Annotated in this window: 19 protein-coding genes; 13 read left to right on the top strand and 6 right to left on the bottom strand. The window is 65.2% G+C overall.

What is annotated here, in order from left to right; translation table 11 throughout:
* Positions 1-76 precede the first annotated feature (76 nt).
* Positions 77-376, top strand: a complete 300-nt coding sequence (gene gatC / locus ACZI8Q_RS08910; protein WP_463373135.1) for an Asp-tRNA(Asn)/Glu-tRNA(Gln) amidotransferase subunit GatC — start codon at positions 77-79, stop codon at positions 374-376.
* The gene (gatA, locus tag ACZI8Q_RS08905; protein ID WP_463373134.1) at positions 373-1,854 is read left to right on the top strand and encodes an Asp-tRNA(Asn)/Glu-tRNA(Gln) amidotransferase subunit GatA; all 1,482 of its coding nucleotides are present in this window, start codon (positions 373-375) and stop codon (positions 1,852-1,854) included. Before gatC ends, gatA begins: the two co-directional genes overlap by 4 nt.
* Here gatA and ACZI8Q_RS08900 read toward each other — a convergent pair.
* Both ACZI8Q_RS08900 and ACZI8Q_RS08895 read right to left on the bottom strand, forming a co-directional pair.
* Entirely contained in the window at positions 1,797-3,188 is a 1,392-nt protein-coding gene (locus ACZI8Q_RS08900) for an alpha/beta-hydrolase family protein (protein WP_463373133.1), read from the bottom strand. The two genes, gatA and ACZI8Q_RS08900, sit on opposite strands and share 58 nt — an antisense overlap.
* Positions 3,185-3,799, bottom strand: a complete 615-nt coding sequence (locus ACZI8Q_RS08895; RefSeq protein WP_463373132.1) for a phospholipase A2 — start codon at positions 3,797-3,799, stop codon at positions 3,185-3,187. Before ACZI8Q_RS08895 ends, ACZI8Q_RS08900 begins: the two co-directional genes overlap by 4 nt.
* Before the next feature lie 164 nt (positions 3,800-3,963).
* On the opposite strand from ACZI8Q_RS08895, the gene ACZI8Q_RS08890 reads away from it, so the two are divergent.
* The 5 genes from ACZI8Q_RS08890 to ACZI8Q_RS08870 all read left to right on the top strand — a co-directional run bounded on the left by ACZI8Q_RS08890 (position 3,964) and on the right by ACZI8Q_RS08870 (position 9,695).
* The gene (locus tag ACZI8Q_RS08890; RefSeq protein ID WP_463373131.1) at positions 3,964-5,151 is read left to right on the top strand and encodes a sensor histidine kinase; all 1,188 of its coding nucleotides are present in this window, start codon (positions 3,964-3,966) and stop codon (positions 5,149-5,151) included.
* Positions 5,152-5,160: 9 nt separating this feature from the next.
* Positions 5,161-5,823: a response regulator gene (locus ACZI8Q_RS08885; protein ID WP_463373130.1), complete on the top strand. Its 663-nt coding sequence runs from the start codon at positions 5,161-5,163 to the stop codon at positions 5,821-5,823.
* Between the two features lie 43 nt (positions 5,824-5,866).
* The gene (locus ACZI8Q_RS08880; RefSeq protein WP_463373129.1) at positions 5,867-6,898 is read left to right on the top strand and encodes an ATP-dependent 6-phosphofructokinase; all 1,032 of its coding nucleotides are present in this window, start codon (positions 5,867-5,869) and stop codon (positions 6,896-6,898) included.
* 72 nt (positions 6,899-6,970) lie between these two features.
* Entirely contained in the window at positions 6,971-8,479 is a 1,509-nt protein-coding gene (gatB, locus tag ACZI8Q_RS08875; protein WP_463373128.1) for an Asp-tRNA(Asn)/Glu-tRNA(Gln) amidotransferase subunit GatB, read from the top strand.
* Positions 8,480-8,504: 25 nt separating this feature from the next.
* Positions 8,505-9,695, top strand: coding sequence for a cation:proton antiporter (locus ACZI8Q_RS08870; protein WP_463373127.1), 1,191 nt, complete (start codon positions 8,505-8,507; stop codon positions 9,693-9,695).
* Here ACZI8Q_RS08870 and ACZI8Q_RS08865 read toward each other — a convergent pair.
* Entirely contained in the window at positions 9,692-10,846 is a 1,155-nt protein-coding gene (locus ACZI8Q_RS08865) for a PQQ-dependent sugar dehydrogenase (protein ID WP_463373126.1), read from the bottom strand. The genes ACZI8Q_RS08870 and ACZI8Q_RS08865 overlap by 4 nt on opposite strands.
* A gap of 98 nt (positions 10,847-10,944) precedes the next feature.
* Here ACZI8Q_RS08865 and ACZI8Q_RS08860 point away from each other — a divergent pair, with 98 nt between their 5' ends.
* A complete protein-coding gene (locus ACZI8Q_RS08860) occupies positions 10,945-11,766 on the top strand; it encodes a DoxX family protein (RefSeq protein WP_463373181.1) in 822 nt (273 codons plus the stop codon).
* Between the two features lie 79 nt (positions 11,767-11,845).
* Here the strand turns inward: ACZI8Q_RS08860 and ilvD are convergent, their stop codons facing one another.
* Entirely contained in the window at positions 11,846-13,687 is a 1,842-nt protein-coding gene (gene ilvD, locus ACZI8Q_RS08855; protein ID WP_463373125.1) for a dihydroxy-acid dehydratase, read from the bottom strand.
* A 52-nt stretch (positions 13,688-13,739) separates the two neighbouring features.
* Positions 13,740-14,252, bottom strand: a complete 513-nt coding sequence (locus ACZI8Q_RS08850; protein ID WP_463373180.1) for a PH domain-containing protein — start codon at positions 14,250-14,252, stop codon at positions 13,740-13,742.
* Positions 14,253-14,520: 268 nt separating this feature from the next.
* On the opposite strand from ACZI8Q_RS08850, the gene ACZI8Q_RS08845 reads away from it, so the two are divergent.
* The 5 genes from ACZI8Q_RS08845 to ACZI8Q_RS08825 all read left to right on the top strand — a co-directional run bounded on the left by ACZI8Q_RS08845 (position 14,521) and on the right by ACZI8Q_RS08825 (position 20,801).
* On the top strand, positions 14,521-16,449 hold the full coding sequence (locus ACZI8Q_RS08845; RefSeq protein WP_463373124.1) for an acetolactate synthase large subunit: 1,929 nt from the start codon (positions 14,521-14,523) through the stop codon (positions 16,447-16,449).
* Entirely contained in the window at positions 16,446-16,949 is a 504-nt protein-coding gene (ilvN, locus tag ACZI8Q_RS08840) for an acetolactate synthase small subunit (RefSeq protein WP_463373123.1), read from the top strand. The genes ACZI8Q_RS08845 and ilvN overlap by 4 nt, the downstream gene beginning before the upstream one ends.
* A gap of 49 nt (positions 16,950-16,998) precedes the next feature.
* Positions 16,999-18,000 carry a ketol-acid reductoisomerase gene (ilvC, locus tag ACZI8Q_RS08835; RefSeq protein WP_463373179.1) on the top strand — a complete coding sequence of 334 codons (1,002 nt, stop codon included), beginning with the start codon at positions 16,999-17,001 and terminating at the stop codon, positions 17,998-18,000.
* Positions 18,001-18,201: 201 nt separating this feature from the next.
* Positions 18,202-19,794, top strand: a complete 1,593-nt coding sequence (gene serA / locus ACZI8Q_RS08830) for a phosphoglycerate dehydrogenase (RefSeq protein ID WP_463373122.1) — start codon at positions 18,202-18,204, stop codon at positions 19,792-19,794.
* On the top strand, positions 19,791-20,801 hold the full coding sequence (locus tag ACZI8Q_RS08825) for a 3-isopropylmalate dehydrogenase (RefSeq protein WP_463373121.1): 1,011 nt from the start codon (positions 19,791-19,793) through the stop codon (positions 20,799-20,801). Before serA ends, ACZI8Q_RS08825 begins: the two co-directional genes overlap by 4 nt.
* Here the strand turns inward: ACZI8Q_RS08825 and ACZI8Q_RS08820 are convergent.
* The gene (locus tag ACZI8Q_RS08820; protein WP_463373120.1) at positions 20,798-21,994 is read right to left on the bottom strand and encodes an MFS transporter; all 1,197 of its coding nucleotides are present in this window, start codon (positions 21,992-21,994) and stop codon (positions 20,798-20,800) included. The two genes, ACZI8Q_RS08825 and ACZI8Q_RS08820, sit on opposite strands and share 4 nt — an antisense overlap.
* Between the last annotated feature and the right edge of the window lie 38 nt (positions 21,995-22,032).

Genomic DNA, 22,032 nt, shown 5'->3' with positions numbered 1-22,032 from the left:
ACGCCACGCTCTAGGCTGGGACGGAATGCCTCGGCGTTGCCTGATCCGAAATGCCCGACCTGAAAGGGGTACTGCGGTGCCTGCCATCTCTCGTGACGAGGTCGCGCACCTCGCGCGGTTGTCCAGACTTGCGTTGTCGGAATCCGAGCTCGACGAATTCTCGGGTCAACTGGATTCGATTCTCAACCATGTCAAAGTGGTCACCGAGGTCGGTGCCGATGACGTGCCGCCGATGTCCAACCCCAACGACGTCACCAATGTGACGCGCCCGGACGTCATTGCGCCCGGACTGACGCCCGACCAGGCGCTTTCCGGTGCACCCGCTGTCGAACAGGATCGCTTCGCGGTTCCGCAGATTCTTGGAGAGGGCGAATGAGCGCTGATCTGACCGGTCTCGATGCTTCCGTACTGGCGGAGAAGATCCATTCCCGTGAGGTGTCGTCCGTCGAGGTGACGCAGGCACACCTCGATCGGATCGAGGCTGCGGACGGTGAGCTGAACGCGTTCCTGCACGTCGCGGGGGAGCAGGCCCTGGTGTCGGCCAAAGCCGTGGACGAGGCGATCACTGCCGGGCAGGCACCGGCTTCACCGCTCGCCGGTGTCCCGCTCGCGCTGAAGGACATCTTCGCCACCACCGACATGCCGACGACGTGCGCGTCGAAGATTCTCGAAGGTTGGGTGGCGCCGTACGACGCCACGCTGACCACGAAGCTCCGCGACGCAGGTATTCCCATCCTGGGCAAGACCAACATGGACGAGTTCGCGATGGGCTCCTCCACGGAGAACTCCGCGTACGGGCCGACACGTAACCCGTGGGACAAGGAACGGATTCCGGGCGGTTCGGGCGGCGGCAGTGCTGCGGCGTTGGCATCGCGCCAGGCGCCGCTCGCGATCGGTACCGATACCGGCGGTTCGATTCGTCAGCCGGCAGCGGTCACTGCGACGGTCGGAACCAAGCCCACCTACGGCACGGTGTCGCGCTTCGGTCTGGTGGCCTGCGCGTCCTCCCTCGACCAGGGTGGCCCTTGTGGACGTACCGTCCTCGACACCGCGCTGCTGCACGAGGTCGTCGCCGGTCACGATCCGCGTGACTCCACATCCATCGACGCACCGGTTCGTCCGGTCGTTGCCGCGGCCCGCGAGGGCGCCAAGGGTAACCTCAACGGCGTCAAGGTCGGTGTCGTGAAGGAACTTCACTCCGACAGCTACCAGCCCGGAGTGCTCTCCTCGTTCGACGCGGCCGTCGCACAGCTCACCGAACTGGGTGCGGAGGTTGTCGAGGTCTCGTGCCCCAACTTCGAGTACGCCCTCGCGGCCTACTACCTGATCCTGCCCAGTGAGGTGTCCTCGAACCTCGCCCGATTCGACGCCATGCGTTACGGCATGCGGGTCGACGACGGCAACATGAGCGCGGACCAGGTGATGGCCGCGACGCGTGCTGCCGGATTCGGCCCGGAGGTCAAGCGCCGCATCATGATCGGCACTTATGCGTTGTCCTCGGGGTACTACGACGCCTACTACGGTCAGGCGCTCAAGGTTCGCACCCTGATCTCGCGTGACTTCGACAAGGCGTACGAGGAGGTCGACGTTCTGGTGTCGCCCACCAGCCCCTTCACCCCGTGGAAGCTGGGGGAGAAGGTCGACGATCCGTTGGCGATGTACTTGTCGGATCTGTGCACCCTGCCCACCAACCTGGCGGGGCATTGCGCGATGTCGGTTCCGTCCGGGCTCTCGGAGGACGACGGACTTCCTGTCGGTTTGCAGATCATGGCGCCCGCACTCGCCGACGAGCGCCTTTACCGAGTTGGTGCAGCGTACGAGGCTGCTCGCGGTCCGGTGGGGTCGCCTTCCTGAGTGTCGCACTCGGGTAATGCCGTGCCCTGCTCGGTCCCGTATCGGTGGCCGTGTCCGGGCGGCACGCTCAATGCGGTGAGCAGGTCGACGCTCGTCTGAACGAAGCTGATACCCGGTAACCACGTGGGGATCGGCGCATCTCGGGTGGCTGATTCGAGGTCGGGTGGTGTGGTGATCAGCGTCGGCGACCACCACACCACTGGGTCCGAAGTGTTGGCGAGAACCGTTGCGCCGTCCGTGTTCACAGATCCCGCGGGTGGTCCGGCCCACAGTGTGCCGCACACCGATGTGCGTGCATCGGCGTCGGTCAGGGCTGCGCTTCCGCCGACCGAACCCAGACTCTGCCCGTAGAGGTAGATGTCGGGCCGCTGATCGGTGGGCATATCGGCCACGTGTTCGGTGACTGCGGACAGCAGGGCACCGGCACTCTCGTCGGCGGCGTCGCGTGCGAACAGGAATGTCACCCAACTGGGCGCGAACGAGTACTGCAGGCCGACGATCGCGACGTCGCCGGCAAAACGCTGTTCGATCCCGTGCGCCGCATTCGCATCGATCCACCCGGATCCCGTGGGCACCGCGACGACCACGGCAGACTTGTCGAAGCCGCCCGCTTGGTCGAGTTCGGAAACGGCGAGTGCAGCACGGGTATTCGTGTCGTCCGCGGAGTTCAGGCCGATGTAGGTGCGTACGCCGGTCGAGTCCGCGCCTGCGGCGACGAACCGCCGTCCCTCCCGGCCCAGGGTTTCCCAGCGCACGGCCGAACCGCTGTCGCCTTCGGCGGCGAGTGGGCGATCGACCGAGGCCTCGATCACCGAGTTCGACTCGCTGTAGGACTGCGAGAGCATCTTCGCGGCTGCGGGTCCGATTACCTGCGCACCTACTACGGCAATGACGATTGCGGTTACGGTCCCGAGCCGTCCGACTCGGCGTGCGAGGCGCCCCAGTCCGGTACCGGCGCCGAACAACACGAGGAACGTGAGAGCCCCGCACACGGTCGTGTGCGCCCAGTGCGCGGGCCCGATCGTCGGCATACCCATCGCCTGACGCAATCCGTCCTGCCATTGGTCGGCGGCGATCACGGCCCAACTCACGACGACCGCCGAGAACAGCAGTGCCAGTACCTGCGCGGATTCTCGGGGCCGGCGTTCCGGGATGTTTCGGACCGCTGTGATCACTCGACCGACGAGCACGGCGAGCGCGTACGCGAGCGCGGCCAGCAACCCCGTCACGATCCCCTGCATGATCGGTGGCCGGGGAAGCAGCGACGGTGCCAAGGAGACCAGAATCGCGACCGTGACGATCAGTGTTCGCAGGGGCGGCGGAGCGTACCTCACGACATCGCTCCGTTCTCGCGTCGTACGAACACGGCGGTTGCGGTGGTCAGCACGATGCCCAGCCCGCACAGGAGGTACGGCAGGAACGATTCCTTGGTGGGAGTGACGAATCCCTGCCGCCACGAATTGCCGGTGACCGCTGCAGCGGCGACGTCCGCCATGACGTAGCAACTTGCCCGGTTCATTTCGCCCGTTCGTGAGTCGCATGCGTTGTGCATGTCGACTTCGAGACGAGCATCGAGGTCCTTTCGTGCCCACGGTCCCAGTTCCTGGTTGTTGGCGGTGGCGTACCGCAGCACGTCGTAGCCGAGATCGTGCGCCTTGCACGCGTTGTCGAACTCCGCTGGCAGCGGCACCGGCGACGAGCAGCTGCCGCCCGGGTTGACGAGCCGGCCGTCGACCCGCGCAGGCTGGTAACCCATCACCGCTGCGAAATCGTTCGGAAGGGCATTCCTCTCGGTGACTGTGGCACTCAGTACCTGCACCGCGTGGGCGGCGGCAGCGTTCTCGCGTACCGGCGTGTCCGCACCCGCCATTCCGGTGGTGGCGACGGTGGCGGTCGCTGCCACCGCCACCGCCAGAGTCGCTGTTCGTCTCCCCGTGATTCGCATGGCACCGACGCTATGAACGCGGTGCACACAGGCACATCACCCCGAAGAGCGGTAACGATCTCGTTCTCCGCGGTGGTGTTTTCGGGCCTCTGATACTCAGGTATGGGGTGAACATCAACCCCGGGGGTGAGGACTCGGGAGGTAGGTCTTCGTACTGTCGAGGTGTGAAGACGAATGCACGTAAGAGTGTGCGATGGGTGAGTCGAACTGTGCCGGCAGGTCAATGGGCGAACGTCCTGATTCTCCTGACGACGGCGATCCTGTACGCGGTCGCGTGGCCGACGTTGCATCTGACCCATCAGGTGGCGCCGCCGATTCAACCGATCGTGGCGGCCCTGGCGGCATTTCCGTTCGTCCTGATTCGGTTGAACCCGGCGATGGGTTGGGCGGTGTCGGCGGTGTCGGCACTGGTGATCCCACGGGTGTTCGATCTTCAGGAGGGGTACGAGTACCCCTGGCAGGTTGTTCACATCATGGTGATCCTGGTGCTGCTCACCGCCGTGAGCATGCGGGCGGCGCTTCCGATCGTCGGTGTCGCGTGGGTGTCGACTGTCCTGTTGTTCTTCGCGGATACGCCGGGGACCAACGGGCGTGGGTGGGCGGTCGGATTGACCGCGATCGTCGCCTTCGGACTGCTCGTGCGGTGGTTGGTTCTCTCGCGCCGACAGCTGGCCAAGCAAGAGGAACTCAGCGAACTCGAACGTACTCGCCGAACCATTCTCGAAGAGAAGGCGCGAATCGCACGCGATCTGCACGACATCGTGGCCCACCACATGTCGATGGTGGTGGTTCAGGCCCAGACCGCACCGTACCGACTCAGTGACGTATCACCGGAGGCGAGAGCAGAATTCGATTCGATCGGGGTCACGGCGAGGTCCGCGCTGAACGAAACACGAGGACTGCTGAGCGTCCTACGCAGCGACGAACAGTCGGCGGAACAAGCGCCGCAGCCCGATGCTTCGCAGGTCGAGTCCCTACTGGAAGGGAGTCGCCGCGCTGGAATCGCGGTGTCGTGGAACGTCGACGGTGATCTCGGAACTCTGTCGTCCGCGTCGGGTCTCGTGGTGTACCGGATCCTCCAGGAATCGCTGGCGAACGCGGCGCGGCACGCGCCGGGTGCTGCTGTTGCGGTGCAGATCGAGTGCAGTGATCACGACACGGTCCTGCGCGTCGAGAACGGTCCGGGATCGGCCGGGGCCGGGCACGGCCTGGTCAAGCCGGAGTCGGGCGGTGGCAACGGGCTGATCGGAATGCGTGAGCGCGCTCGTGCAGTCGGGGGATCGGTGACTACCGGTTCGCGTGCGGACGGCGGTTTCGAAGTCCGCGCACAGATTCCGTCGGGCTCCGCCTAGGCTGTGCGGGTGGCAATCACCGTATTCATAGCCGACGATCAGGCGATGGTCCGTCAGGGTTTCGGTGCACTACTCGGAGCGCAGCAGGACATCAGCGTGATCGGCGATGCCGCGGACGGGCGGATCGCGGTCGCCGAGGTGGAGCGGCTGCGTCCCGATGTGGTGCTGATGGATGTACGAATGCCCGAAATGAACGGTCTCGACGCAGCACGCAAGATCCTCACCGCCCGCTTCGACCCGCCGGTACGGGTGCTGATGCTCACCACGTTCGACATCGACGACTACGTCTACGAGGCGCTGAGTCTCGGTGCCAGTGGCTTCATGCTCAAAGATGCGCCGGCCGAAGAACTTGTGCGGGCCGTCCGCGTCGTCGCAGACGGAGAAGCGCTGCTCGCCCCGACGGTCACGCGCAGGCTCATCGCGGACGTGACGAGCCGCCGCGCAAGCAATAGACGCGAACCGGCCGTGCTCGGTTCCCTCACTCCGCGTGAGCGCGAGGTTCTCGAGCTGATCGCTACAGGATTGTCGAACACCGAGATTGCAGAGTGCTTGTTCGTCGCCGAGCAGACGGTGAAGACTCACGTCGGCAAGGTGCTGGCGAAGCTGAATCTGCGCGACCGTGCTCAGGCGGTCGTCCTCGCATACGAAAGCGGACTCGTCACGCCGAGCTGATGGAGGGGTGTCAACGCGATACTCTGGGCGGCAAGATGGAACCATGCGTATCGGAATTCTGACTGGTGGCGGTGACTGTCCGGGCCTGAACGCGGTGATCAGAGCTGTTGTGCGGACCGCCGATGCGCGATACGGCAGCACAGTGGTGGGATTCCAGGACGGCTGGCGGGGACTGCTCGAAGATCGCAAGGTCAAACTGGCGAACGACGACGGGATCGATCGGATTCTCACTCGGGGTGGCACGATTCTGGGCACCGCCCGGGTCAATCCGGACAAGTTGCGTGCTGGTCTGGATCAGGTGAAGCAGACTCTGGACGACAACGGGATCGACGTGCTCGTTCCGATCGGCGGGGAGGGGACCCTGACGGCGGCGAGTTGGCTCTCCGACAGTGGTGTGCCCGTCATCGGTGTTCCCAAGACCATCGACAACGACATCGATTGCACCGACGTCACCTTCGGCTTCGACACCGCGCTGAGCGTTGCGACCGAGGCGATCGACCGCCTGCACACCACAGCGGAATCGCATCAGCGTGTGATGCTCGTGGAGGTGATGGGCAGGCATGCCGGGTGGATCGCATTGCATGCGGGGCTCGCGGCCGGGGCGCATCTGACGTTGGTGCCCGAGGTTCCGTTCGATGTCGCGCAGGTATGCGCCATGGTGAAGAAGCGATTTCAACGCGGAGACAGCCACTTCATCTGTGTCGTCGCCGAGGGTGCAGCGCCCACACCGGAGTCGATGAGTTTGCGCGAGGGTGGTATCGACGAGTTCGGGCACAAGCGGTTCACCGGCGTCGCCCAGCAACTCGGGGACGAAATCGAACGCCGTATCGGGAAGGAAGTGCGCACCACCGTGCTCGGGCACGTTCAGCGTGGTGGTACCCCGACAGCGCACGACCGGGTGCTCGCCACGCGTTTCGGCGTGTACGCCACCGACGCCGCGCATCGTGGTGATTTCGGTCGAATGGTTGCGTTGCACGGCACCCGGATCGAACTCGTCGAGCTCGCGGCTGCCACACGAGCACTCAAGACCGTGCCCCGATGGCGATACGACGAAGTCGCCGCGTTCTTCGGCTGACCGGCTCCCGGTGCACCGGCTCCCGGTGCACCGGCTCCCGGGGCGGCGCCGTCACCGCATAAACTCGTGAGCATGACTGCTCTCGACGCGCCGGACATCCTCGACTACGACGACGTGCTCGCCACCTACGAGCCGGTACTCGGTATGGAGGTGCACGTCGAGTTGGGCACGAACACCAAGATGTTCTGCCCATGCCCGACAGAGTTCGGTGCCGAGCCCAACACCCAGGTGTGCCCCGTGTGTCTCGGTATGCCGGGATCGTTGCCCGTGGTGAACGAGTCCGCGGTGGAGTCGGCGATCCGCATCGGGTTGGCGCTGAACTGTTCGGTGACACCGTGGGGGCGCTTCGCGCGGAAGAACTACTTCTACCCCGACCAGCCGAAGAACTACCAGATCAGTCAGTACGACGAACCGATCGTTCACGACGGGTACCTCGATGTGGTCCTCGACGACGGAAGCACCTTCCGCGTCGAGATCGAACGCGCCCATATGGAGGAGGACACCGGGAAGTCGCTGCACATCGGCGGCGCCACCGGGCGCATCCACGGTGCCAGTCACTCGTTGCTCGATTACAACCGCGCCGGCGTGCCGCTGGTCGAGATCGTCACCAAGCCGATCGAGGGCGCCGGTGAACGCGCCCCGGAGGTGGCCCGCGCCTACGTCGCAGCCTTGCGTGATCTGTTGAAGGCCCTCGAGGTCTCCGATGTCCGGATGGATCAGGGGTCGCTTCGCTGTGACGCCAACGTATCGCTGAAGCCGATCGGCACAGAGGAGTTCGGTACCCGCACGGAGACCAAGAACGTCAACTCGCTCAAGAGCGTCGAGGTGGCCGTCCGCTACGAGATGCGTCGTCAGGCGGCAGTGCTGAAGTCGGGTGGCGAGGTGACGCTGGAGACGCGGCACTTCCAGGAAGGCGACGGAACCACATCCGCAGGCCGGCCGAAGGAGTCGGCCGAGGATTACCGGTACTTCCCGGAACCCGACCTCGAGCCCGTCGCGCCGAGCGAGGAATTGGTCGAGCGGCTGCGCGGCACCCTTCCGGAACTGCCGTGGGTACGCCGCGCCCGCATTCAGGCGGATTGGGGTGTGTCGGACGAGGTGATGCGTGACCTCGTCAACGCGGGTGCTCTCGATCTGGTGATCGCCACGGCCGATGCGGGTGCATCGCCGGAGGCCGCCCGCTCGTGGTGGGTGTCGTACCTGTCGCAGCAGGCGAACACGCGCGGTGTGGAACTGTCGGAACTCCCCATCACCCCCGCTCAGGTCGCCGAGGTCGTCGAACTCGTCGACACCGGAAAGCTGAACAACAAGATCGCGCGCCAGGTCGTCGACCACGTACTGGACGGTGAGGGCGAGCCCGGGCAGATCGTCGAGGCGCGGTCGCTCGTGGTCGAGCGTGACGACACGAAACTGCAGGCGGCGGTCGACGAAGCACTGGCCGCCAACCCGGACATTGCCGACAAGATTCGCGGTGGAAAGGTCGCGGCGGCCGGAAAGATCGTCGGGGACGTCATGAAGGCCACCCGTGGCCAGGCCGATCCGGCACGAGTGAAGGAACTTGTGATTGCCGCGTGCAGCTGATGGTGCCGCACTAACGTAGAGGCGCATGGACGCTGCCGTCGCCACCTCCTTGTTCTGGATCAGCGTGGCGGCGGTGCTCGGGCCGGTGATCGCCGCTGCGGTCCCGCGCCGACTCGTTCCGGAGGTCGTGCTACTGCTGGTTGCCGGTGTGCTCATCGGCCCCTACGTGTTCGACCTCGCGTCGGTGGACAGCGAGATCGGGCTGCTGCGGGAACTGGGTCTGGGCTTGCTGTTCTTGCTCGCGGGTTACGAGATCGAGGTCAAGGAACTGACCGGTAACGGTGGTCGGCGGGCTCTGATCACCTGGCTGGTGTGTTTCGCGCTGGCGCTGGCCACGGTGGGAGCACTTGCCGCGTTGGATGTGGTGCACGCAGGTATCGCGGTGGCCATCGCCCTCACGTCGACGTCTCTGGGCACACTGTTACCGATCCTGACCGACCGCGGCCTGCTGAACACCCGGATCGGCCGGACGATTCTCAATCACGGTGCGACGGGCGAACTGCTCCCGATCATCGCGATGGCGATCCTGCTCGGCGCCCGTGGCGCCGCAGCCTCGCTCGTCGTCCTCGCCGTGTTCGCCGTGGTGGCGGTGCTCGTGGCATGGCTACCGCGACGATTCGTGCGCGAAGGATCCCGGTTCCACCGCTTCGTACGGCGCACCTCCGAGACGACTGCGCAGACCCCGGTGCGACTGACGATGCTGCTGCTCGTCGGGCTCATTGCGCTGGCGGTCGTGTTCGACCTCGACGTGATCCTGGGCGCTTTCGCAGCGGGGTTCATTCTGCGGCGGCTGATACCGGACGGCGACGAGATTCTCGAGTCGAAGCTCGATGGCCTGGCCTACGGTTTCCTCATCCCGATCTTCTTCGTCACGTCGGGGATGACTATCGACGTGGGCGCGGTAGCGGATGCGCCCGGGGCTCTCCTGGCGTTCTTCGTGCTTCTTGTCGTTGTTCGCGGGGTCCCCGTGTTCGTGGCCTCGCGCATCGAACGATCGGCGAACGGCCGCTCGTTCACCACTTCGGAGCAGCTACGAGTCGCACTGTATTCCACGACCGCTCTTCCGATCATCGTCGCGGTGACGGGGGTGGCCGTGGCGGCGGGGGAGATGACCAACGCGTCCGCATCGATCTTGGTAGCGGCCGGTGCGGCCACAATTCTGATTCTCCCGCCGACAGCGACTGCACTGCCGTCCCGGGCCACTTCGCGGAGTTAGTCGAATCCGCCACCGCCGGTGGGCAGCGGCATCTTCACCACGCGGTCGTCGTTGGGTCCGGGTTGGCCGACCCCGTCCTTGTTGACGGTGCCCACCCAGATCAGACCGTCCGTGCCCAGTGCGGCGCCGTTCAACCGTCCGTATCGGTCTTTCGCGACGACGGACGGCTCGGCGGTGACGGCACCGTTCGGGTCGGCGGCGAGTGCGGCCATCGCCTGTCCGTCGCTCAACGACACTGCGACGACGTTCTGTGCTGCGACGCAGCCGCCGACACCGGGATGTTCTGGCCACGTCCACACCGGCGAGGTCACCGAACCATCGACTCCCACTCGTTGGAGACGATCCTCGAGAGCGGTCCGGTCGGTCACCCAGGTGGCGACACCGGGGTCGACGCATACTCCCCCAGCCGTGCCGATGCCGGAGAGTACGACCTCCGGCATCGGCTGGGCCCCCTCCGGTGCGGGGGAGAGGGCGGTGACCTTCAGGAGTTTGCCCGCCAGTGAAGTCGGGTCTGCCGCCGCTGCGGGATTACCGGCATCGCTCGTGAGCACCATCAGGTCGGTGGGGCTGGCGAATTCTAGTGATCCGCGATTGCCGCTCTGGGCGCGCGGAATACCGCTGAGGATCACCTTGGCGGTGTCCCCGGGGGCGATCCGGACGACCCGGTTGTCGGTGGCGGTCGTGATGTAGGCGTAGATCAGGCGGTCTTCCACGAATGTCGGTGACAGTGCGATGTCCAGCAACCCGCCGTCGGAACTTCCGTCGACCTCCACGCGCGCGATCTCTCGGGGCTCGACTCCCTCTGCGACCTCGAGGATGCGGCCGGTACGGCGCTCCGCGACCAATGCTGCGTTGCCGCCGGGCAGCGTCACCAACCCACCGGTCACATCGAGGCAGGTCGCGATGACCGCCGGATCGGGATCCTCGCAGGGGCCGAGCGGTCCGCTGGGGGCCTCGCGCGGCGTCGACTCGGGAGCCTCGCTCTCGGGCCGCACGTCGACAGGGGCAATGGAAGGCTCCGGGCTGAACGGGGACGACGCGGATTCGTCGAAGCGGGCACATCCGCTCGCCAATGCCATGGTGACGACGAATATCGCCAGGCTCGCTACGGTTCTGCCGGGCGTCTTCCGGCGCCACCCACCCACAGTCATGGGTCAGACGTTACGGAAGGTTCCGGGCTCGCCGCCACGCCGGTTCCATTTACCGGCCTCGGTGTCGATTTCGTCCTACGCTGAGCCCTGTGACCGACATGCCGAAAGATCCCAGCAAGTCGTCCGAATCGGATGGGTTGCCGCGCACCGACGACGAACTCGACTCCGGCGCCGCAGGTCTGCCAACGGAGCACATCTCGACACCATTCTCCACGTCCGAGCAATCGGAACAGTATGTTCCCGGTCGGGCCGATGTGCCGGACCATCCCACCGAGGTGATGGCGACACCCACGGCGCAGCAGCAGGTCACGGGCGCGCCCGTAGCCGCCGCTCCCGTTGGGAAACATGCGCGCGACGACGACCGACACGGCGTGGAACCGGGAAGTGAGCCCGACACCAAGGCGAGGCGCGGAACCTTGGATCTGGGTCTGTTGTGCCTGCGCCTGATCGTCGGTGTGACAATGCTGGCCCACGGACTGCAGAAGCTCTTCGGGTTGTGGAACGGCCCCGGGCTCGACGGCTTCGAGAACGTCCTGACAGAAGCAGGGTTCGACTACGCGCAGCCGCTCGCAGTGCTGGGCGCCATCGGTGAGGTCGCCGGCGGCGCACTGCTGATTCTCGGACTCCTGACGCCGTTCGCTGCGGCATCGGTTCTCGCCGTGATGATCAACGCGTGGGCGTTCCGCCAGATCTCGGAGCCCGGGATCGAGTACTTCGCTCCGACCGGTACCGAGTACGAGACGTTGCTCGGTGTGTGCGCCGGCGTCATCATCCTGACCGGTCCGGGTCGCATTTCCCTCGACGGCCGTCGAGGGTGGGCGACACGTCCATTCGTGGGCTCGTTCGTGGTGCTCCTGCTGGGTATCGCTGTCGGTATCTGCGTCTGGATCTTCCTCAACGGAGCGAACCCCCTGATCTGATCCCCACCCCGACGAATGTCGCACCGGTTCAGCTCACGCGAACCGGTGTGACATTCGTTCGGGGAGGGGGGTGTTCGGATCAGGGCACCTGACGCACCGCGCCCTTGTCGGCGGAGGTTGCCAGTGCCGCATACGCGCGCAAGGCGGTGGTGACGGTGCGCTGACGATCGACCGGCTGCCACGGCCGCTCACCGGCTTCCATCTTGGCGCGCCGCTCGGCGAGCACGTCGTCGTCCACCAGCACCTCGAGTGCCCGCGTCGCGACGTCGATGCGGATACGGTCACCGTTCTCGACGAGGCCGATGACACCACCCGATGCCGCCTCCGGAGAAATGTGCCCGATCGACAGCCCCGACGTGCCGCCGGAGAAGCGTCCGTCCGTGATGAGAGCGCACTTCTTACCGAGGCCCGCTCCCTTCAGGAACGCGGTGGGATGCAGCATCTCCTGCATACCGGGGCCGCCCGCTGGTCCCTCGTAGCGGACGACGAGGACATCGCCCTCGGTGATCTTCTTCTGGAGAATGGCGGAGACGGCCTCTTCCTGAGATTCGACCACCAGCGCGGGGCCTTCGAAGGTGAACAGGTCTTCGTCGATGCCTGCCGTCTTGAGGATCGCGCCGTCCACTGCGACGTTGCCGCGCAGAACCACGAGGCCGCCTTCGACGGTGTAGGCGTGCTCGATGTCGCGGATACAGCCGCCCGCTGCGTCGGTGTCCAGTGACGACCAGCGGTTCTCGGTCGAGAAGGGTTCGGTGGTACGGACCCCGCCGGGAGCCGCGTGAAACAGCTCGATCGCTTCGTCGGTGGCCTTGCCGGAACGGATGTCCCAGTCGTCGAGCCACTGATCGAAACTGGCACTGTGCACAGTGGTGACGTCGGTGTCGAGCAATCCGCCGCGCCGAAGTTCCCCGAGCAGAGCAGGGATGCCGCCGGCGCGGTGGACGTCTTCCATGTGGTAATCGGAGTTTGGGGAGACCTTCGACAGGCACGGGACCTTGCGGCTGATCGCGTCGATCGTGTCGAGATCGAAGTCGACCTCGCCTTCCTGTGCGGCGGCGAGAGTGTGCAGAACGGTGTTGGTCGAGCCGCCCATCGCGACGTCGAGTGCCATCGCGTTGCGGAATGCTGCCGGGGTTGCGACGCTGCGTGGCAGAACCGACTCGTCCTCGTCGCGGTAGTACTTCAGCGCAGCCTCGACGACGGTGGTACCCGCCCGTGTGAACAGTGCGCGACGAGCTTCGTGGGTTGCCAGCGTGGAACCGTTGCCAGGAAGGGCGAGACCCAGTGCCTCCGTGAGGCAGTTCATCGAGTTCGCGGTGAACATGCCCGAGCAGGAACCGCAGGTGGGGCAGGCGGAGAGCTCCACCTCCGCCAGACCTTCGTCGGACACGGCGTCGTTCGCGGACGCCGAGATCGCGGTGATCAGGTCGGTCGGAGCCTGCGCGACGCCACCCACCACAACGGCCTTTCCGGCCTCCATGGGGCCGCCCGAGACGAACACCGTGGGAACGTTCAGACGCATTGCGGCATTGAGCATTCCGGGTGTGATCTTGTCGCAGTTGGAGATGCACACCAGGGCATCGGCGGTGTGTGCGTTGACCATGTACTCGACGGAGTCTGCGATGATCTCGCGGCTCGGCAGCGAATAGAGCATTCCGCCGTGACCCATGGCAATCCCGTCGTCGACGGCGATGGTGTGGAACTCACGGGGCACACCCCCTGCTGCGCGAACAGCGTCCGCAACGATCTCGCCGACGTTCTTGAGATGAACGTGACCGGGCACGAACTGGGTGTACGAGTTGGCGATCGCGACGATCGGTTTCCCGAAGTCCGAATCGGTCATTCCGGTTGCACGCCAAAGCGCGCGGGCACCGGCGGCGTTTCGTCCTGCGGTGGTGGTTCGGGACCTCAGCGGGGGCATGGCTTATTCCTTATATGGGCTGATGGAACTGCATCACAACGCTACTCGCGGGTCAGCGATCGGTTTCGTCGGGCTGGGTTCGGTCCGACTGGGTTTGGTCGGGCTGGGTTGCGTCGGGTTCGGTTTCGGTGGATTCGGCCTGGCGCGCTTCGGCCTCGGCGGCATACGGATCGGGGACGCGGCCACGGCTGGCCGCAGAGATCTCGGGAAGGCGGTCGAAAGTGACGACGGGGAGCTTTACTTTTTCGCCATTGTCGGCCAGGACGGCGCGTGCCCATCCGTTGTTCGGGAAGTCGAACCCGGCGATCCGGTCCCACTCGAGTTTCCGGGAACGGAGGGGGTACCGCAGTTCGAGGCCTTCCTCGGTGACGGTGGTGCGGACGCGGGCAACCCAGATGCATGCGATTACGGGCGCGATCAACAGCCATCCGAAAGCTGCCGGCCACCCGAGGACGGGAAACGACACGGCAAAGAGAAGGAACGCGCACCCGATGTAGGCGAGCGGCGAAATCCGGATGACCTGCCGGGGAGTCTCGGGAGTATGGGATGATGGACGCGGTGGCACGGGCTGCTTCGAAGTTGACACCTCTACATCTTCGCACTGCAGCCGATGTATCCTACATTCTGGGACGGTCGACCCACCAGGTTTGACTGTTCACCATTTGCGCACCTACCGTCGAATGCGTGAAACAGAATGAGTTGCTCGTAATCGGCTGGCGCGTCGTCGCCTGAGTCGATACTCAACTCGCAAAGATAACGACGCGCCACCCTCGTACAGCATTGTGCTGACGGGGGTTTTTTGTTGCCCGGAGCCAGAATCAGAGGATTTTCCAGTGAGCGCACCAACTGCACGGCCTCAACCCACACCGCGGAAGGCGGCTGCATCCGGCCCTGCCGCCGCGGCCGCAGCCACGCCGGGAGGTAACCGGCGCCCCCTCGCCCCCGAGCGAGTCACCGGGGCGCAGTCGGTTGTGCGTGCGCTCGAGGAACTCGAGGTCGACACCGTATTCGGTCTTCCGGGAGGAGCCGTCCTGCCGGTCTACGACCCACTGTTCGACTCGACGAAGGTTCGCCACGTGCTCGTTCGACACGAGCAGGGTGCGGGGCACGCCGCCACGGGGTACGCCCAGGCGACCGGCAAGGTCGGTGTCTGCATGGCAACCTCCGGTCCCGGCGCCACCAACCTGGTCACTCCTCTCGCGGACGCCCAGATGGACTCGGTTCCCGTCGTCGCCATCACCGGTCAGGTCGCTCGGAGTCTCATCGGCACGGACGGTTTCCAGGAGGCGGACATCTCGGGCATCACCATGCCCATCACCAAGCACAACTTCCTGATCACCGATCCGATCGACATCCCGCGGATCATCGCCGAGGCCTTCCACCTGGCGGAAAGCGGACGTCCCGGCGCTGTGCTGGTCGACATCCCCAAGGACATCCTCCAGGCGCAGACCACGTTCTCGTGGCCACCGGAGATGCGTCTGCCCGGATACCGCCCGGTCACGAAGCCGCACGGCAAGCAGGTTCGCGAGGCCGCCCGGCTCATCGCCGACGCCAAGCACCCGGTGCTCTATGTCGGCGGTGGCGTCATCAAGTCGGATTCGTCCGCAGAACTGCTCGAACTCGCCGAGCTGACGGAGATCCCCGTCGTGACCACGCTGATGGCACGCGGTGCGTTCCCCGACAGCCACAAGCTGAACTGCGGCATGCCGGGTATGCACGGCACCGTCGCGGCAGTGGCGGCGCTGCAGAAGAGTGACCTGCTGATCACCCTCGGCGCCCGTTTCGACGACCGCGTCACCGGCCAACTCAGCTCGTTCGCCCCCGATGCCAAGGTGATTCACGCGGACATCGATCCCGCGGAGATCGGCAAGAACCGGTACGCGGACGTCCCGATCGTCGGTGATTGCAAAGAGGTCATCGGTGAACTCATCGAGGCCGTCAAAGCCGACCGCGACACCGGAACCACACTCGATCTCACGGAGTGGTGGTCGTACCTGGACGGTATCCGCAGCACCTACCCGTTGGCATACGACCGCCCCTCCGATGGCGCGCTGTCTCCCGAATTCGTGATCCAGTCGGTCGGGCGGCTTGCCGGACCCGATGCGATCTATTGCGCCGGCGTCGGCCAGCACCAGATGTGGGCAGCACAGTTCGTGAACTACGAGAAGCCGCGTACATGGCTCAACTCGGGCGGCCTCGGAACGATGGGGTACGCGGTTCCGGCAGCGATGGGCGCCAAGATGGGCATGCCCGACTCAGAGGTCTGGGCAATCGACGGTGACGGCTGCTTCCAGATGACCAATCAGGAACTCGCCACCTGCGCCGTCGAGGGCGTGCCGATCAAGGTGGCTCTGGTCAACAACGGCAACCTGGGCATGGTGCGCCAGTGGCAGACCTTGTTCTACGAACAGCGGTACTCCAACACCAACCTCGGCACACACGGCGCGGTTCGTGTCCCCGACTTCGTCAAGCTCGCAGAATCGCTGGGATGCCACGGCATTCGGGTCGAGCGTGAGGAAGACGTCGAGGCCGCGATCCGCGAAGCACAGTCGATCGACGACCGGCCGGTCGTCATCGACTTCATCGTCGGCGCCGACGCCCAGGTGTGGCCCATGGTTGCCGCGGGGACCAGCAACGACGAAATCATGGCGGCACGGGGCATCCGTCCGCTGTTCGACGAAGACGAAGCCGTCGCAGAGCCGGCGATCATTCACGAAGCCATGGAACGCGATGAGCGTTCGGGCGAGGAGGACCAGCAGTGAGCACGAGCCACACCCTCAGCGTTCTCGTCGAGGACAAGCCGGGCGTGCTGGCCAGGGTTGCCGCACTGTTCTCCCGTCGAGGTTTCAACATCGAGTCGCTCGCCGTCGGCGGCACCGAGATTCCGGAGATCTCGCGCATGACGATCGTCGTCACGGTCGACGAGTTCCCCCTCGAGCAGGTGACGAAGCAACTCAACAAGCTCGTCAACGTCATCAAGATCGTCGAGCAGGACGAGGGCGCCTCCGTGGCCCGAGAACTTGTGCTCATCAAGGTGCGGGCAGATGCGAGTGTGCGCACCCAGGTGATCGAAACAGTGAACCTTTTCCGCGCCAAGGTGATCGACGTATCGCCCGAGTCGGTGACGATCGAGGCGACCGGAACCCGGTCGAAGCTCGACGCTCTGCTGCGCATGCTCGACCCGTACGGTATTCGAGAGATCGTGCAATCCGGTGTGGTCGCCGTCGGTCGCGGACCGAAGTCCATCACCGCCACCCGCTAGTACTTCGAGAAGAAAATCCAAGAAAGAGGTTTGAGAAGTGGCAGTCGAGATGTTTTATGACGACGATGCCGATCTGTCGATCATCCAGGGCCGCAAGGTTGCTGTGATCGGCTACGGAAGCCAGGGCCACGCGCACTCGCTGAGCCTGCGTGACTCCGGCGTCGAGGTGAAGGTCGGCCTCAAGGAAGGCTCGAAGAGCCGGGCCAAGGTCGAGGAGCAGGGCCTCGCGGTCGGCACGCCAGCCGAGGTCGCCGAGTGGGCAGACGTGATCATGGTGCTCGCCCCCGACACCGCTCAGGCGTCGATCTTCACCGACGACATCGAGCCGCACCTGAAGGACGGCGATGCCCTCTTCTTCGGCCACGGTCTCAACATCCACTTCGACCTGATCAAGGCGCCGGAGTTCGTCACCGTCGGCATGGTCGCCCCCAAGGGCCCCGGCCACCTGGTGCGCCGCCAGTTCGTCGACGGCAAGGGCGTTCCCGCACTCATCGCAGTCGACCAGGACCCCAAGGGTGAGGGCCAGGCTCTCGCGCTGTCCTACGCCAAGGGCATCGGCGGCACGCGTGCCGGCGTCATCAAGACCACCTTCAAAGAAGAGACCGAGACTGACCTCTTCGGTGAGCAGGCCGTGCTCTGCGGTGGCACCGAGGAATTGGTCAAGACCGGTTTCGAGGTCATGGTCGAGGCCGGCTACGCCCCCGAGATGGCGTACTTCGAGGTTCTGCACGAGCTCAAGCTCATCGTCGACCTCATGTACGAGGGTGGCATCGCCCGCATGAACTACTCGGTGTCCGACACCGCGGAGTTCGGTGGCTACCTCTCCGGCCCGCGCGTCATCGACGCCGACACCAAGGAACGCATGAAGGCGATCCTGGCCGACATCCAGTCCGGTGAGTTCACCCGTCGCCTCGTCGCGAACGTCGAGAACGGCAACACCGAGCTCGAGGGCCTGCGCAAGGCCAACGCCGAGCATCCGATCGAGGTCACCGGCAAGAAGCTGCGCGACCTGATGAGCTGGGTCGATCGCCCGATCACCGAAACCGCCTGAGTTTCGCCCCGGCACGACTGGCCCGACGTCTCATCGCGACGTCGGGCCGGTCGTCGCTTTTCGATGCACAACTGTAAGGGAACTCACTCTGTTCGTTCCACTATGTGGTATAGCAGACCGGAATGGGATTTCGATGTGAGTACACACTAAGATGGAAGCGTTCGAAACACCCCCACACCCATCTATCCAGGGAGTTTGCACGTGAGCCAGCCAGGCCGTCCTGTTGTTCTGATCGCCGACAAGCTCGCGCAGTCGACCGTCGATGCGCTCGGCGACAGCGTCGAGGTGCGATGGGTGGACGGCCCGGACCGTCCCGCGCTGCTTGCGGCCGTCCCGGAAGCCGATGCGCTGCTGGTGCGTTCGGCGACGAAGGTGGACGCCGAGGTGCTCGCGGCCGCCACCAAGCTCAAGATCGTCGGCCGTGCCGGTGTCGGCCTCGACAACGTCGACATCCCGGCCGCCACCGAGCGCGGCGTCATGGTGGTCAACGCGCCGACCTCCAACATCCACTCGGCAGCCGAGCACGCCGTCGCACTGCTCATGGCCACCGCGCGTCAGGTACCTGCCGCAGACCGCACTCTGCGTGAGAACACCTGGAAGCGTTCGAGCTTCAACGGCACCGAAATTCTCGGTAAGACCGTCGGTGTCGTCGGCCTCGGCCGGATCGGCCAGCTCTTCGCCCAGCGTCTCGCGTCGTTCGAGACCGACATCATCGCGTACGACCCCTACCTGCCCGCAGCGCGTGCCGCGCAGCTCGGAATCGAACTGGTCGACATCGACGAGCTCGTCGAGCGCGCCGACTTCATCTCGGTGCACCTTCCCAAGACCAAGGAGACGGCCGGCCTCATCAACGCCGAGCGTCTCGCGCGTGCCAAGGACGGTGTCATCATCGTCAACGCTGCTCGCGGCGGACTGATCGACGAGGATGCACTGCACGACGCACTGGTGTCGGGCAAGGTGGGCGGTGCCGGCCTCGACGTGTTCGAATCGGAACCCTGCACCGATTCGAAGCTGTTCGACCTGCCCAACACTGTCGTCACCCCGCATCTGGGTGCTTCCACTTCCGAGGCGCAGGACCGTGCGGGAATCGACGTTGCGAAGTCGGTGCTGCTGGCGCTGGCCGGTGAGTTCGTTCCGGACGCAGTGAACGTCACCGGTGGCCCGGTCGGCGAAGAGGTTGCGCCGTGGCTGGACCTGGTGCGCAAGCTCGGTCTACTCGCCGGCACGCTGTCCACCGATGCGGTCCAGACAGTGCAGGTCGTGGCGAGCGGGGAACTGTCGGCCGAGAAGGTCGACATCCTCGGTCTGGCCGCACTGCGCGGGGTGTTCTCCGCCAGCAGCGATGAGGCGGTCACGTTCGTCAATGCTCCGCAGATTGCGGAGCAGCGTGGCGTGTCCGTGTCGGTCGAAACCCACTCGGAAGCGTCCACACACCGCAGTGCCGTCGAGGTGCGCGCCGTGTCCGGTGACGGAGCGGTCACCACGGTGACCGGCGCTCTCACCGGTCTTCAACAAGTCGAGAAGATCGTCAACGTCAACGGCCGCAGCTTCGATCTGCGTGCTCAGGGCCACAACCTCGTGGTGCACTACACGGATCGTCCCGGTGTGCTCGGCACGCTGGGCACGGTTCTCGGCAACGCCGGCGTCGACATCCAGGCCGCGGCACTGAGCCAGGATGCCGAGGGCGAAGGTGCCACCGTCATCCTCCGTGTGAGTGCCGTCGTAGGTGACGACGAGGTCGCGGCCATCGTGTCCCAGCTCGACGCTCGCGTGGAGCAGGTCGATCTCTCATGAAGCTTGCAGTCATCCCCGGCGACGGAATCGGCGTCGAGGTCACGGCAGAGGCATTGAAGGTCCTGCGCAAGCTGGTTCCGGACCTCGAGACCACGGAGTACGACCTCGGTGCTCGTCGGTACAACGCGACCGGCGAGTTGCTCCCGGAGGGCGATCTCGAGGCCATTCGTGGGCACGACGCGATTCTGCTGGGTGCGATCGGCGACCCGTCCGTCACACCCGGTGTTCTCGAACGCGGTCTGCTGCTCAACATGCGGTTTGCGCTCGATCACCATGTGAATCTGCGTCCTTCGCAGCTGTACCCGGGGTCGACGTCGCCTCTGGCTGCTGAGCCGGACATCGACTTCGTCGTTGTTCGTGAGGGCACCGAGGGCCCGTACACCGGAAACGGTGGCGCGATCCGTGTCGGTACCCCGCACGAGATCGCGACCGAGGTTTCGATCAACACCTGGTTCGGTGCCGAGCGCGTTGTTCGGTATGCGTTCGCGCTGGCACAGGATCGCAACAAGCACGTGACTCTCATTCACAAGACGAATGTGCTGTCCAACGCCGGCGCCATCTGGACGCGGGCGGTGGAGACGGTGTCGGCCGAATATCCGGAGGTCGAGACGGCGTACTGCCACATCGATGCGGCCACGATCTACATGGTCACGGACCCGTCCCGATTCGACGTGATCGTGACGGACAACCTCTTCGGCGACATCATCACCGACCTTGCCGGTGCAGTGACCGGCGGAATCGGACTGGCGGCATCGGGCAATATCGATGCGTCCGGCACCAATCCGTCGATGTTCGAACCCGTGCACGGCAGCGCCCCGGACATTGCGGGAGAGGGGATTGCCGACCCGACTGCGGCGATTCTGTCGGCCGCACTGTTGCTTCGTCACCTCGGGCGTGCAGAGGATGCAGCTCGGGTCGAGGCGGCAGTGGAGGCAGACCTTGCATCACGTGGTGATGCGAAGATCGTCACTTCCGAGGTCGGCGACCGGATCACGGCCGTGCTCTAGGGAGATTTCCGTTTCGGCTCGGCCGGAACGACCGGTATCGCAGCGGCAGGGAATGCCGCTGCGATGCCGAACGCCAGTGGAAAGCTGACGGCACCGATGATTGCGCCGAATGCCGGCGGCACGATGGAGGCCGCGATGAACTGGCCGGTGTTCTGTATTCCCAGCGCGCGGCCGCCCCAGAAGGGGCCGGCGATTTCGGCGACTGCGGTGAATGCGAGCCCGTTGGGGGCGACGGTCGCGATCGATGCGGCCACCATGACGATCACAGCCGCGGAGAGTTCGAGTTCGTCGGTCACGGCAAGTGTGAACATGAGCGCTGCACCGGTGGCCGCAACCCATCGCATCGGACGCAACCGGCTGCCGACGCGATCCGACCAGTAGCCCACCGAGATTCGTCCTGCCGCGCCCAGCAGTTGGGACACGGTGATCAGCATTCCTGCGGCTGTTGCGTCCCAACCTCTTTCCGAGATGAGCCAGACGAGGGCGTAGGTCCATACCGTGTACTGCGGGACCACGAGCAGCACCGATGAGGCGTGGATTCGCCACAGTGTGCGGCTCGTGCGGTACGGGTTGTCGAGCAATCCCATGTCTGCCGCCCGGCCCCGTTCGGGACGTGGCGGATCGATGATTCCGAACATGCTCGTCGCGGCGGCGATTGCGCATACGACGGTGGGGAAGGCCAGCGCCCAACCTATTCCGTGGACTTCCGCGATCGGTGGGAGCACCATTGCTGCGCATGCGATTCCGAGGGGCAGCGACATCTGCCGGATGCCCATGGCGAGTCCGCGTCGCTGCGGAGAGAACCAGCCGACGACGACTCGTCCACTGGCTGCGTTCGCCGATGCCGCTGCCATTCCTCCGAGTACGAGGAGCACTGTCATCCAGGTGAGTGAGGGCGACAATGCGGAGCCGGCCCCAGCGGCAGCTGCGAGGGTCAATCCCGCTGCGAGCACTCTGCGTTCACCGAATCGGTCGGCCAGTCCGCCCCACAGGACCAGGGTCGTCATCACGCCGATCGTGGGTGCCGCGACCACGATGCCGGTGCGCGCCAGGCTGAGTCCGTGATCGTCCTGAAGGGTGGGGATGAGGAAGGCGACCCCGTTCACGAGAATGGCCTGGGCCATCTGGGCGAACATTCCGAAGGTCAGCATCCACCACTTACGGGATCCGTCCACCGAGGCGTTCTGCGTCATGACATCTCACAATCTGAGAAGTAACTCTCATTTAGTGG

Source organism: Rhodococcus quanlei (assembly GCF_055231015.1).
Note: the sequence above shows the minus strand (reverse complement) of the source record. Positions and strands in the feature narration are given on the sequence as shown.

What these genes read in the sequence shown, in the direction of transcription:
- ACZI8Q_RS08820 (WP_463373120.1), bottom strand. Translation starts at nt 21,994, where the DNA reads ATGACGCAGAACGCCTCGGTGGACGGATCCCGTAAGTGGTGGATGCTG.
- ilvD (WP_463373125.1), bottom strand. Translation starts at nt 13,687, where the DNA reads ATGCCCCCGCTGAGGTCCCGAACCACCACCGCAGGACGAAACGCCGCC.
- ACZI8Q_RS08880 (WP_463373129.1), top strand. Translation starts at nt 5,867, where the DNA reads ATGCGTATCGGAATTCTGACTGGTGGCGGTGACTGTCCGGGCCTGAAC.
- gatA (WP_463373134.1), top strand. Translation starts at nt 373, where the DNA reads ATGAGCGCTGATCTGACCGGTCTCGATGCTTCCGTACTGGCGGAGAAG.
- ACZI8Q_RS08860 (WP_463373181.1), top strand. Translation starts at nt 10,945, where the DNA reads ATGCCGAAAGATCCCAGCAAGTCGTCCGAATCGGATGGGTTGCCGCGC.
- ACZI8Q_RS08870 (WP_463373127.1), top strand. Translation starts at nt 8,505, where the DNA reads ATGGACGCTGCCGTCGCCACCTCCTTGTTCTGGATCAGCGTGGCGGCG.
- ACZI8Q_RS08825 (WP_463373121.1), top strand. Translation starts at nt 19,791, where the DNA reads ATGAAGCTTGCAGTCATCCCCGGCGACGGAATCGGCGTCGAGGTCACG.
- gatB (WP_463373128.1), top strand. Translation starts at nt 6,971, where the DNA reads ATGACTGCTCTCGACGCGCCGGACATCCTCGACTACGACGACGTGCTC.
- ACZI8Q_RS08865 (WP_463373126.1), bottom strand. Translation starts at nt 10,846, where the DNA reads ATGACTGTGGGTGGGTGGCGCCGGAAGACGCCCGGCAGAACCGTAGCG.
- ACZI8Q_RS08895 (WP_463373132.1), bottom strand. Translation starts at nt 3,799, where the DNA reads ATGCGAATCACGGGGAGACGAACAGCGACTCTGGCGGTGGCGGTGGCA.
- ilvC (WP_463373179.1), top strand. Translation starts at nt 16,999, where the DNA reads ATGTTTTATGACGACGATGCCGATCTGTCGATCATCCAGGGCCGCAAG.